This window comes from Limnohabitans simekii (SeqCode), from assembly GCF_965234735.1.
GTDB lineage: Bacteria > Pseudomonadota > Gammaproteobacteria > Burkholderiales > Burkholderiaceae_C > Limnohabitans > Limnohabitans simekii.
This window is the reverse complement of the sequence record NZ_OZ248544.1, coordinates 235,079-247,310: the sequence shown is the minus strand read 5'-3', so window position 1 is coordinate 247,310 and position 12,232 is coordinate 235,079. Positions and strand designations below refer to the sequence as shown.

Genomic DNA, 12,232 nt, shown 5'->3' with positions numbered 1-12,232 from the left:
GTTCCATCAACTGGCCATGTTGTCGCTTCGCTCTCATTTGTCACATCTGCGTCGCTTGCCTGCCTTTGTCAGGCAGGTTTGGTCGCGTGACTATCAAGATGTCAAGCTCATCATGGAGCAAAACGGCGACCTGAAGTATTTCAATGTGCCCGCTGTTTTTCAGCGTGTGATGGCGCGTGGTGCGGTGGTCACCAGTTTTGCTTTGGTCGGCACCATCGTCGTCCTCACCGCCACCTCCTTGTTGCTGGGTGTCAGCCGGGCACGTTTAGAGCGCTCTCATGAAGAGGTTTACCGCGCCTTGTTAAGCAGCACAGCCGACGGTGGCAGTGAAGATGCCTCTTTGAGCGAAGAGCAAATGGTGACACTGGCTCAAACCATCCGGGATCGGGACATGAGCATTCGCCGTTTCGTGGAAACGTCGATGGTCACGGTTTCTGAAGAAAACGACACCCTCAAGGCGCAACTTGAAACTTCTGGCTTGACTGAAAAAATCGTCAAGATCATCCAACAGAACTCGGCGAACGGTGGTTTCAGTTTGGATACCGATTTGCAATCCAACCCACTGCTGAGCGGCAAGGTGGCGGACGAGTTGGCCACCAACCGTGCTTTGCGCGAGGTTTTGTATGCCTTGCCCAACAAAATGCCGGTCGCCAATTTCAGTGTGTCTTCTGATTTCGGCATTCGCAAACACCCTTTGTCAGGCAAATCACATTTCCACACAGGTCTTGATTTGATGAGCCAAACCGGGGACGACAAAGTGTTTGCCGTCAAGGCTGGCGTGGTGGTGATGGCTGAGTTCCATCCCCAGTACGGCAACACCGTGGTGATTCGCCATCTGAACGGTGTGGAGTCCCTCTACGCTCACTTGGCTCAATTGGCGGTTAAAGTAGGTGATAAAGTAACCACGGAAAGTTTGTTGGGTTACATTGGCAATACTGGCGCATCATCGACTGGCAAACATCTTCATTTGGAGATTTTGGTCGGCGGCTACCCAGTCAACCCCCAAAAAGTAATTCGCACAGCGCAGTATGTTCAACAAATCCAAAACAGCCAACAATAATTCAAGCAGTCCGGCACCTCAGGAAAACCCACCTGCGGTGCCTTCTTCGACTGGAATGCCAGCAGAGACAACACCTGTCGCCCAACCTCCGAGAAACAACATGATGGACATCATTTCTTCCAATGCCACCAAGCCTTCCATCCTCAGCGAAGGTTTTTCTTTTCGTGGCGAAATATCTGCCAAGGGTGCCATCCATGTGGAAGGCTCTTTGAACGGGCAGGTGCAGGTCGACGAACTCACCATTGGTTCCCGCGGTCAAGTTGAAGGCGTGGTCACATGTTCCAGCTTGCACATCAAGGGCAAGTTTTCGGGCACAGCCACTTGCAGCGAATTGATTGTCACCTCTTCCGCTTCCGTTGACGGCCATGTGGTCTACCAGACCCTGTCCGTCCAAAAAGGCGCATCCATCAAAGGCGAGTTGCTGCTGGTCAAATAACCCAGAGCAAACCTTTTCAAAGGGTTTGAATGTCGGACGTTTCTCAAATAGATGGAAATGCAGTTCGATTGCGGCGAGAGTCCCTCAGCTTGGGGCTTGCTGATGTGGCTACCCGTGCGTGTTTGTCTGTGAAGCAGGTGCGGCAAATCGAAGAGGGGGGCATGACCGCCTTCTACAGCGAAACCGTCAAATTGACTGCTGCCCGCAAAGTGGCTGGGTTGCTCAGCTTGCCTGAAGCTGAGTTGTTTGGACAGATTCAGCCCCATACAGAAGCCCACCTTGATGACGCACCTGACGAAAGCCTCGATCAGGATGCGTCGACCATCAGCCCCCCTGTTGCATCCCGATTTGGCGGAGGTTTGAACACCCAGCATGCCCCAATCACCCGCAGTGAAGCCCTGCATGTGTTGGCGCAACCCCCAGAACATCTGGAAGAAGAAGCCACGGTCACTGCGGCCCCCGAGCCTGGCAAAACAGCCCCTGCTGTGACCGCTCCCATCCTGGCTGCCGCCAGCGCAGCCATCGAGCCCAGTCCCACGGCCCATTTGCCAAAGGCCTCCTCGTCACCCCAGGCATCTGACACTGCTTCATCATCCGAAGAGTCCGCGCCCAAAGACACGGTTGAAACCCCCGGCAGTGGCTATCTGTTCAAAATTTTGGCTTTGTTCGTCGTGGCCTTGGCGGCCGCGGCTTTGCTCAAACCCAAAGCAGCAGAAGACATGCCAGCGCCACCTCCTGCCGCAGAGGCGCCTGCAGAGATTCCCGCAGCGCCAGTGCCCCCTGTGGAGAGCAATGCGGCCATGGAGCCGGTTGCGCCGCCACCCGCCTTGGAAAACAAACCTGTGGCCGCTGAAAACAAGTTGGCGCCTTCAACGGCCGTGCCCAAAACGGACATCAAGCCAGCAGCTTCCTCGCCCTCAACACCAGAAGCCAAGCCAGAAACCACACCCAAAGCAGCTGACGCTGGCAATTGAGGCAGGGCTTTCAGTCCTTTGCACCCATGGCCAGCGCGGCGGTGCGTGAATCTTCTCGGTGTTTGGCAGACACGCCTTCCAAGCGCCAGCCACCCATGTGTTGCATGGCCAACGACTGTAGACCTTCGATCCAAGCAGGGCTGTCGTTCAAGCATTCAATGTAGTGAAACTGGCTGCCCCCGTCTTCCAAAAAAGCGGCTTTGACTTCCATGGCGATTTCTTCCAAGGTTTCCAGGCAGTCGCCCACAAAGCCAGGGCAGACGATATCCACCGACTTGGTGCCATCCTTGGCCAACTGCCGCACCGTCGGTTCGGTGTAGGGCTCGAGCCATTTGGCCTTGCCAAAGCGCGACTGGAAACACACCTTGTAGTCTTCTTTGCGAAGTGACAGCGCCTCTGCCAGCAAGCGGGCGGTTTTGTGGCATTCGCAGTGGTAGGGGTCGCCCAGCTGCAAGGTGCGGGCAGGCACGCCATGAAAACTCATCACCAGCTGTTCGGATCGGCCATGTACAGCCCAATGGGCTTTGATTTTGGCGGCCAGGGCTTGGATGTAGCCAGGGTGATCGTGGTAATGATTCACGAAACGAAATTCGGGCAGTTGGCGGGTGCGCAAGCCCCAGTGGTAGACCGCATCAAACACGCTTGCCGTGGTGGTGGCCGAGTACTGCGGGTAGGCGGGCAAGACCAACACGCGGTTGACGCCCTGGGCTTTCAGTTCGTCCAGCACCTGCGGAATGGCATCTGAGCCATAGCGCATGGCAAAGCGCACTTGCACGTGGGCGGCATCAAATTTGGCTTGCAAGGCTTGTGCTTGCCGTTGCGTCCAAACTTTCAAGGGTGAGCCTTCGCTGGTCCAGATGCTGGCGTATTTGTGGGCGGATTTGGCGGGGCGCACCCGCAAGATGATGCCGTGCAAGATGGCCAGCCAGAGCAAACGGGGGATTTCCACCACCCGTGCATCGCTTAAAAACTCGGCCAGATAACGCCGCAAAGCCGAGGCGGTGGGGGCGTCTGGGGTGCCCAAATTGCAATACAAGATGGCGGTTTTGGCAGCCTGACCGTGCTTGTAGGGCGGCTCGGCGGCAAATCGGGGTGTTGAAGTCATGCGGTATTTTCCTTCATGTTCAAGACATCAAGGCTTGGGCTGCGGCATACCCCGAGCGAACTGCGCCTTCCAAGGTGGCGGGGTAGGGGCCAGCCACATGGTCTCCACACGCCCAAACACCCTTGGCCACCTGCATGGCCGGGCGTTGCAAGCCCGGGGTGCAGGCAAAGGTGGCGCGTTTTTCCACCACCGTTGTCAGCCATGTCAGCGACAGGCCGAGTTGCTGCTGGGCTTGCTGCAACACTTTTGCTGTGACAGCGTCGCGCTCAAGCGTGCAGTCGCTCACCACCATGGCCACCAAGCCTTGCATGTCTGGCGTACCGGCTAAACGACCTTTGTCAAAAGCAAATTGCGCTGGCGATTGGTGGTCATGGTGAAGTGCCAACATGGGGGAAGGCCAATCCAAGGACCTTGTGCAGCGGGCATAGACAGTGGCGATGGCCGTGTGTTTTAAAGACTGCGCTTGCATGGCCCAAGATGGTGCAATGCTTTGCGTGAGTTCTGCGGCTTGCCAAGCCGGGCAGGCCAGCAGCACCAGACCTTCGGGCAGTTCGCTGACCCGTTCACCCAAAACAACTTCCGCGCCATGCGATTGCAACCACGACAAGGCGGCGTCGGGCAACAACTGGCTCAAGTCGGTGCGGGGTATCAAGGTGTCGCTGCTGCCAGCACCGGACAGCAACGCATCTTTCAACACCCTTAAAAAAACCTGGCCACTGGCGTGTTCGCTGGTCAAATTCAAAGCAGACACGCACAAGGGCTCAACAAGTTGCTCCATCACCGGCGTGGGCAAGCCATGGCAAAGCTGACCAACCGTGGTGGACGCATCACACACAAAGCCTGCGTTTTGCCAAGCTTGGGCCCGCCGCAAAAACGCCCATCTGTCCCGCCAAGGCCAGCCCTTGGCTGTGGCCACGCCCATGAGCACATTCAAGGGTGCGGGCCAGTGGTTCAGCTGGAGTCCCGTGCCATCGATGAAGCGCAAATCCAGAGGTTGACGGTGCAATGTTTCGAGGGTGTTCAAGCCCAAGGTTTTCATCAGCGCCAAGGTGCTGGTGTAAGCGCCAATCAGAATATGTTGGCCGTTGTCCAAGGCCAAACCGTCGTGCATCACGCGTCTGGCACGACCGCCAAGTTGGGGCGCAGCTTCAAGCAAGCGCACCTTGAAGCCCAGCTGAGTGGCTCGCACTGCAGCAGCCAAACCCGCCCAGCCACCGCCGACCACGTTGACAGTTTTCAAAAGCGCCCCAGGGCTTGCATCTTCCACGCCAGCCAAAGTTTGCGGGCTGGGGTCAGCGCCACGCGCTGGGTCAGGACAGGAAAGTGGGCGGCTTCAATTTCACGCAGCAAGGTGCGGTAAATGCTGGTCATCATCAAGCCGGGTTTTTGGCTGCGTCGGTCTGCGTCGGGCAGCAAGGCCAAAGCTTGGTCATAGAGGCCATGGGCACGTTCAGCCTGAAACTGCATCAGGGCTTGAAAGGCCGGGCTGTTGCGGCGTTGTAGCAGGTCTTGCGCTTTCACGTCAAAGCGCTGAAGTTCATCGATGGGCAGATAAATCCGCCCGCGCAGCGCGTCTTCGCCGACATCGCGAATGATGTTGGTGAGTTGAAACGCCAGTCCCAAGGTGTGGGCATAAGCTGTGGTGGCGTCATCTGTTTGTCCAAAAATGTTGGCAGCCACTTCGCCCACAATGCCTGCCACCAAATGACAATAAGTTTGTAAACCTGCAAAGTCTAAATAACGGGTTTGGTTCAAGTCCATTTGGCAGCCGGCAATCACCTGCTGCAAATGGGCTTCGGTGATCTTGTAATCAGCTGCCAAGGGCATCAGGGCTTGCATCACCGGGTGTTGCGCTTGCCCGGCGAAACTGCGAGCCACTTCTTGTTGCCACCAATGCAGTTTGTGCGCGGCCACGCTGGGGTCTTGCACCTCGTCCACCACGTCGTCGACCTCGCGGCAAAACGCATAAAAAGCGGTGATGGCAGCGCGTCGGGGTGCTGGCAGAAACAAAAAAGCGTAATAAAAACTGCTGCCTGAGGCCGCGGCTTTTTCTTGAACATAGCGCTGAGGTGTCATGCCCGAGATTGTGGCATCCAGCAGGCTCGCCAAGCCATCAGCATCAGGTCGGTGGCTTTGATTTGGGGTCGATGCAAACGTGTGTCCATGGCTTGTGATTTTTCCAAGATGCGCAAGCCGCCTTGCACCACCAGGCGCAGTTCCCAACCGGCGCGGCCTGGCACCCGGTGCACCAGTGGCGCTCCTTGCAACATCAAGGCTTTGGCAAAGGCCATTTCCTCTTGCAAGTCGGCGTTCTCAGGCAAGTAGTGGCGGCCGCGTGGCACATCCTCGCTCAGGTCTTGCCAAAAATTAATGAGTTGCAAGGCGCTGCAAACCGCATCGCTTTGCTGCAAAGAAGCGGCATCGCTCACGCCGTAAAGATGCAGCAACAAACGGCCAATCGGGTTGGCCGAGCGGCGGCAATAGTCCAGCAACTCGTCGCGGCTGGCATAACGCCGGGCTTGGCGGGTGTAGTCAACGTCTTGTGAAAACGCGTCCAACAAGTCCAACAGCAAGGGCACGGGCAGGTCAAAGGCCTTCACTTGGCCACGCAATGCGTTCAGCATCTGCGGCCATTGCGGGCTCATAAATTCGGCTTCTTCCAAACTTTGCAACAAGTCTTGTCGCAGGGTTTGCAGCGCCGTCAACCGTGCTTCAGGCGAGGCATCCCCTTCATCCGCCAGGTCGTCTGCCGTGCGGGCGAAGTGGTAAATCGCTTGGATCGGCGGCCGCAAAGGGGGCGGGCACAGCACAGAAGCGACTGGAAAATTCTCGTAATGGTTGACAGATTGCATGGTTTTTGGATTGTCGCTTGACAGTCTGGGGTCTGAGAATTAGATTACTAACCAGTCAGTCATTAATTTTCAGGAAATCCCCATGGTTCGTTTTTTAGCCACCCCGCTGTTGTTGGTTGCGGTGTCCTTGGTCGCTTGTTCGCCCCCGCCCAAATCCGAAGAGCCGGTTCGTGCCGTCAAGTTGTTGCAGGTTGGCGCTCGCAATTTGTCTTTCAGCACAAGCTATGCAGGTGAGGTCAAGGCCCGTGTCGAGTCACGCCTGGGCTTTCGGGTCAGCGGTAAATTGGTGACCAGGCGGGTTGAGCTGGGCCAGCAGGTACGCGCCGGACAACTCTTGGCAGAAATTGACCCGCAAGACTATCGACTGTCAGTCGATGAAGCCAAAGCCCAGTTGAATGCTGCCCAGACCAACCGGGATCTGGCGGCCGCAGACTTCAAGCGTTTCAAGGAATTGCGAGACAAGGAGTTCATCAGCAGTGCAGAACTCGAGCGGCGCGACAGTCAATTCAAAGCCGCGCAAGCCCAGTTTGAGCAAGCCCAAGCCCAATATGCCGGTCGCGGCAACCAGCTCAGCTACAGCAAATTGGTGGCCGACAAAGCTGGCGTGGTCACAGGGATTGATGCAGAAGTGGGTCAAGTGTTGAGTGCGGGCATGCCCGTGGTTCGGTTGGCACAACATGGGCAGCGGGATGTCTTGTTTGCGGTGCCCGAGGACAAAGTGGCGACTTTGCGCTTGGGGGAAGGTGTTGAGGTCAAACTCTGGGGCTCGTCGCCCGCCCAAGCCGCCAAAATTTATGAAATTGCCGCCAGCGCCGACCCGGTCACCCGCACCTTTGCAGTTCGCGCTGCGCTGAGCGACCCCCAAGCGGCGCTGGGCAGCACGGCCACAGTCACCCTCAGCAACAGCCAACCAGCCAGCCAAGCCATCACCTTGCCGACCACCGCCATTCGCCAAGAGGGTGGCAAAACCATGGTCTGGGTGCTAGACCCGGCCAGCATGACACTGCGTTCGCAAAACATTGAAGTCATCAACATTCAGGGCAATGACGTGGTCGTGAAATCCGGTTTGCAAGCGGGCCAGCAAGTGGTGGCCGCAGGTGTGCACGTGTTGTCGCCGGGGCAAAAAGTCAGTATTTACCAAGCCCCGGGTGCCCAACCATGAACGGCGAGCCGCACAGCCGCTTCAATCTTTCAGCCTGGGCCTTGAACCACCCGGCTTTGACCCGCTACCTGATGCTGGTGTTGATGCTGCTGGGCGTCGCAGCGTATTTCCAACTGGGCCAAGACGAAGATCCACCGTTCACCTTCCGCGCCATGGTGGTTCGCACCTACTGGCCGGGCGCCACGGCTCAGCAAGTGGCCGAACAAGTCACCGACAAACTAGAACGCACCCTGCAAGAAGCGCCCTACGCCGACAAGATACGCAGCTATTCCAAGCCCGGCGAATCGCAAATCATTTTCCAAATCAAGGACTCGTCCAAAGCCGCCGATGTGGCCGATGTTTGGTACCAGGTGCGCAAAAAAATTGGCGACATGCGCTACACCCTGCCGCAAGGCGTGCAGGGGCCGTTTTTCAACGATGACTTTGGCGACGTCTATGGCGTCATTTATGCCCTGTCTTCGGATGGCTTCAGCCCGGCCGAAATGAGAATCGAGGCCGACAAGGTTCGGCAACAGCTGCTGCGAGTGAAAGACGTGTCCAAGGTCGAATTGTTTGGCGTTCAAGACGAAAAAATCTTCATCGAGATTCCGCAGAAACGCTTGGCCCAATTGGGTCTCGATCTGAATGCCGTGCTGGCGCAACTGGGTCAGCAAAACGCAGTGGAAAGCGCGGGTGCGTTGCAAACCCCCTCGGATGTGGTGCAAATCCGCGTGGCGGGTCAGTTTGAAGCCATCGCCCAACTGCAAACCATGCCCATCCGTGGCGCCTCGGGCCAGCAACTGCGATTGGGTGACATTGCTCAGATTCGGCGGGACTATGTGGACCCGGCCAGCGTGAAAGTGCGGCACCAGGGTCAGCAGGTCTTGGCTGTGGGTGTGTCCATGGTCAAGGGCGGCGACATCATTGCCCTGGGCCATGCCTTGGACAAGACCATGGCCAATGTGCGCAACAGCATGCCAGTGGGCATCAGTTTGAGCCAAATCCAAGATCAACCCAAAGCGGTCAGCCGCTCGGTGGGTGAATTTGTCAATGTGCTGATCGAGGCGGTGGTCATCGTGCTGCTGGTCAGTTTTGTGTCGCTCGGTTGGCACAAAGGCGGGCGCTTTGGCTACTACATCGACATGCGCCCGGGGCTGGTGGTGGGCATCACGATTCCGCTGGTGTTGGCCATGACGTTTTTGGCCATGTACTACTGGGGCATTGGACTGCACAAAATTTCTTTGGGTTCCTTGATCATTGCTTTGGGCCTGCTGGTGGACGACGCCATCATTGCCGTGGAAATGATGGTGCGCAAAATGGAGGAGGGCTTTGACAAAGTCCGTGCCGCCACCTATGCCTATGACGTGACCGCCATGCCGATGCTGACTGGCACCCTGATCACCGCCGCTGGTTTTTTGCCCATCGGTTTGGCCAAGTCGGTGACCGGTGAATACACCTTTGCGATCTTTGCCGTCACGGTGATTGCTTTGCTGCTGAGTTGGTGGGTGTCGGTGTTCTTCGTGCCCTACATGGGCACCTGGTTGCTGAAGGTCAAACCGCACCGCCCTGGCGACCCGCCCACAGAATTGTTTGATTCTGCGTTTTATGTCGGTTTTCGCCGCGCCGTGAACTGGTGTGTCAAGCACCGCTGGCTGACGATTGGGGCCACGATCTTGATTTTTGCCTTGGGCATTCTGGGCATGGGCAAGGTGCAGCAGCAGTTTTTCCCAGACTCCAGCCGCCCCGAAATCATGATGGACATTTGGCTGCCCGAAGGCGCGTCCTTCGAGGCCAACGAAGCCATCAGCCAACGCGTCGAGCAACGTTTGTTGAAGCTCGAAGGTGTGGAAGCGGTGAGCGTGTGGGTGGGTTCGGGTGTGCCGCGCTTTTACCTGCCGCTGGACCAAATTTTTCCGCAGACCAATGTGTCCCAGTTCATGGTCATCCCCAAAGACCTGAAGCAGCGTGAAATCCTGCGGGTGCAGTTGCCAGCGCTGATGGCCACCGAATTCCCCGAAGTGAGAGCGCGGGTCAAGCTGTTGCCCAACGGACCGCCGGTGCCTTTCCCTGTGCAGTTTCGTGTTTCTGGGCCGGACCCCAAAGTGCTGCGTTTGCACGCCGACGAGGTGAAAGCCGCGATGCGGGCCAACCCCAACACCCGTGGCGTGAACGACAACTGGAATGAATCCGTCAAGGTGTTGCGATTGCAAGTGGACCAAGACAAGGCCCGCGCCCTGGGCGTGACCAGCCAGTCCATCGCGCAAGCCAGCCGGGTGCTGTTGACCGGCTCGGTGGTGGGTCAATTCCGCGAAGGCGACAAACTGATTGACATCGTGCTGCGGCAACCCCAATCAGAGCGTCAAACCATGGCCGACTTGGCCAGTGCCTATGTGCCGACCGCCTCTGGACGCGCCATTCCCTTGTTGCAAATTGCCCAGCCCGCGTTCGATTGGGAGCCTGGTGTCATGTGGCGTGAGAACCGCGATTACGCCATCACGGTGCAATCCGACATCGTGGAAGGCTTGCAAGGTGCCACGGTCACGGCGCAATTGCTGCCTGAACTCAAAGCCTTGGAGGCGAAATGGGGCCAGCCCGATTACCGCATCAGCGTCGCTGGCGCGGTGGAAGAAAGCTCAAAAGGCTCGGCCTCCATCGCCGCGGGTGTGCCGCTCATGTTGTTCGTCACCTTCACCTTGCTCATGCTGCAGTTGCAAAGCTTCAGCAGATCGATGTTGGTGTTCTTGACTGGTCCCTTGGGTATTGCTGGTGTGGCGGCAGCTTTGCTGTTGCTTGGAAGGCCCTTTGGATTTGTGGCCTTGCTGGGCGTCATTGCTTTGCTGGGCATGATCCAGCGCAACTCGGTCATCTTGATCGATCAAATCGAGCAAGACCGCGCACGTGGTGTGCCTGCGTGGGACGCCATCGTGGAATCGGCGGTGCGGCGCTTGCGCCCCATCGTTTTGACGGCAGCTGCCGCGGTTTTGGCCATGATCCCGTTGTCGCGCAGCGTGTTTTGGGGGCCGATGGCCGTGGCCATCATGGGTGGTTTGATTGTGGCCACCGTCCTCACCCTGCTCGCCTTGCCAGCCATGTACGCCGCATGGTTCAGGGTCAAGCGTTGAAGCCATAAGCGCTCAGGGCAGGGCGGGTAGAATTTCGCTCTGACCGATTTTCGACGGGCGGTTTGTCTTGGCAGACTGCCCTTTGCTTTTTTGTGAACCCGCGCGGGTGGCGAAATTGGTAGACGCACCAGGTTTAGGTCCTGACGCCAGCAATGGTGTGGGGGTTCGAGTCCCCCCCCGCGCACCAATACCAAGAAGCGCCTGATTTATTTTGGAGAAGCCTGATGGCCGTGACTGTTGAAACCCTCGAAAAACTAGAACGCAAAATCACACTGACTTTGCCCACCTCTGTCATTCAAAACGAAGTCAACACCCGTTTGAAACGCTTGGCGCGTCAAGTCAAGGTGGATGGATTTCGTCCTGGCAAAGTGCCAATGAACATCGTTGCCCAGCGTTATGGCTATTCCGTCCACTACGAAGTGATGAACGACAAAGTGGGCGAGGCCTTCAATTTGGCCGCCAATGAAGCCCAACTGCGCGTGGCTGGCCAACCCCGCATCAGCGAAAAAGAGCAGGCTTCTGAAACAGAAATGTCTTTTGACGCGATCTTCGAGGTCTACCCCGAAGTCAAGCTGAAAGACTTGGCCCAAGTAGAGGTCGAGCGCGTCACCTCCGAAGTGACCGAAGCCGCCATCGACAAAACCGTGGACATCCTGCGCAAACAACGCCGCAGTTTTGCCCAGCGCAGCTTGGATTCCGCTGCGGCCGAAGGCGACCGCGTCACCGTGGACTTTTTAGGCAAGATTGATGGCGAACCTTTTGATGGCGGTCGTGCCGAAGACTTCCAGTTCATCATCGGCGAAGGCCAAATGTTGAAAGAATTCGAAGATGCCGCCCGCGGCATGAAGTCTGGCGAAAGCAAAACCTTTCCGCTGAAATTCCCCGACGACTACCAGGGCCGGGATGTGGCTGGCAAAACCGCCGATTTCATGGTCACCCTGAAAAAGCTCGAGGCAGCCCACCTCCCCGAACTCACCGAAGAGCTCTGCAAGTCTTTGGGCGTGGCGGATGCCACCGTCACCGGCCTGCGCACCGACATCCGCAACAACCTCGAGCGCGAAGTCAAATTCCGTTTGCTGGGTCGCAACAAGCAAGCGGCCTTGGACGCCCTGGTGGCCCAAGCCGAACTCGATTTGCCCCAGTCCATCGTGCAGTCTGAACTTGACCGCATGAGTGAAGGTGCGCGTGAAGAGCTGAAACAACGCGGCATCAAAGACGCCGACAAAGCCCCGATTCCCGAAGACGTGTTCCGCCCGCAAGCCGAACGCCGGGTGCGCATGGGCTTGGTGGTGTCTGAAGTGGTGCGCATGCACAAGCTGCAAGCCACGCCAGACCAAATCAAAGCCCACGTGGAAGATTTGGCCGCCAGCTACGAAAAACCTTCCGAGGTGGCGCGTTGGTACTACAGCGACAACCGCCGCATGGCGGAAGTCGAAGCCATTGTGATTGAGAACAACGTCACCAACTACGTCATGTCCTTGGTGAAAGTCAAAGACAAAAACATCAGCTTCGACGATTTGATGGGCCAGGCTTAAGGCCCAA

Annotated in this window: 10 protein-coding genes and 1 tRNA gene; 7 read left to right on the top strand and 4 right to left on the bottom strand. The window is 57.3% G+C overall.

From position 1 onward, the window contains the following. Positions 1-16: 16 nt before the first annotated feature. From AC8GFP_RS11860 to AC8GFP_RS11850, 3 genes are all read left to right on the top strand, one after another. Positions 17-1,060 (top strand): M23 family metallopeptidase, encoded by a 1,044-nt coding sequence (locus AC8GFP_RS11860; RefSeq protein WP_506613433.1) that lies wholly within the window; start codon positions 17-19, stop codon positions 1,058-1,060. 100 nt (positions 1,061-1,160) lie between these two features. Next, complete coding sequence (locus AC8GFP_RS11855; RefSeq protein ID WP_506613431.1) at positions 1,161-1,496, top strand: bactofilin family protein; 336 nt, start codon at positions 1,161-1,163, stop codon at positions 1,494-1,496. A 29-nt stretch (positions 1,497-1,525) separates the two neighbouring features. Next, positions 1,526-2,470: a helix-turn-helix domain-containing protein gene (locus tag AC8GFP_RS11850; protein ID WP_506613430.1), complete on the top strand. Its 945-nt coding sequence runs from the start codon at positions 1,526-1,528 to the stop codon at positions 2,468-2,470. Between the two features lie 10 nt (positions 2,471-2,480). Here AC8GFP_RS11850 and hemH read toward each other — a convergent pair whose 3' ends face one another. From hemH to AC8GFP_RS11830, 4 genes are read right to left on the bottom strand one after another with little or no spacing between them, the layout of a single operon-like run. After that, positions 2,481-3,575, bottom strand: a complete 1,095-nt coding sequence (gene hemH, locus AC8GFP_RS11845) for a ferrochelatase (RefSeq protein WP_506613428.1) — start codon at positions 3,573-3,575, stop codon at positions 2,481-2,483. Between the two features lie 19 nt (positions 3,576-3,594). After that, positions 3,595-4,815 (bottom strand): hydroxysqualene dehydroxylase HpnE, encoded by a 1,221-nt coding sequence (hpnE, locus tag AC8GFP_RS11840; RefSeq protein ID WP_506613426.1) that lies wholly within the window; start codon positions 4,813-4,815, stop codon positions 3,595-3,597. Next, positions 4,812-5,651: a presqualene diphosphate synthase HpnD gene (gene hpnD / locus AC8GFP_RS11835; RefSeq protein ID WP_506613425.1), complete on the bottom strand. Its 840-nt coding sequence runs from the start codon at positions 5,649-5,651 to the stop codon at positions 4,812-4,814. The genes hpnE and hpnD overlap by 4 nt, the downstream gene beginning before the upstream one ends. Further along, complete coding sequence (locus tag AC8GFP_RS11830) at positions 5,648-6,427, bottom strand: squalene/phytoene synthase family protein (RefSeq protein WP_506613423.1); 780 nt, start codon at positions 6,425-6,427, stop codon at positions 5,648-5,650. Before AC8GFP_RS11830 ends, hpnD begins: the two co-directional genes overlap by 4 nt. Before the next feature lie 82 nt (positions 6,428-6,509). Between AC8GFP_RS11830 and AC8GFP_RS11825 the strand changes: the two genes are divergently transcribed. The 4 genes from AC8GFP_RS11825 to tig all read left to right on the top strand — a co-directional run bounded on the left by AC8GFP_RS11825 (position 6,510) and on the right by tig (position 12,225). Next, positions 6,510-7,589: an efflux RND transporter periplasmic adaptor subunit gene (locus AC8GFP_RS11825; RefSeq protein ID WP_506613422.1), complete on the top strand. Its 1,080-nt coding sequence runs from the start codon at positions 6,510-6,512 to the stop codon at positions 7,587-7,589. Next, on the top strand, positions 7,586-10,690 hold the full coding sequence (locus AC8GFP_RS11820) for an efflux RND transporter permease subunit (RefSeq protein ID WP_506613420.1): 3,105 nt from the start codon (positions 7,586-7,588) through the stop codon (positions 10,688-10,690). Before AC8GFP_RS11825 ends, AC8GFP_RS11820 begins: the two co-directional genes overlap by 4 nt. Positions 10,691-10,790: 100 nt before the next feature. Then, a tRNA-Leu gene (locus AC8GFP_RS11815) sits at positions 10,791-10,877 on the top strand. Positions 10,878-10,914: 37 nt separating this feature from the next. Next, positions 10,915-12,225 (top strand): trigger factor, encoded by a 1,311-nt coding sequence (gene tig, locus AC8GFP_RS11810; protein ID WP_506613419.1) that lies wholly within the window; start codon positions 10,915-10,917, stop codon positions 12,223-12,225. Positions 12,226-12,232 lie beyond the last annotated feature (7 nt).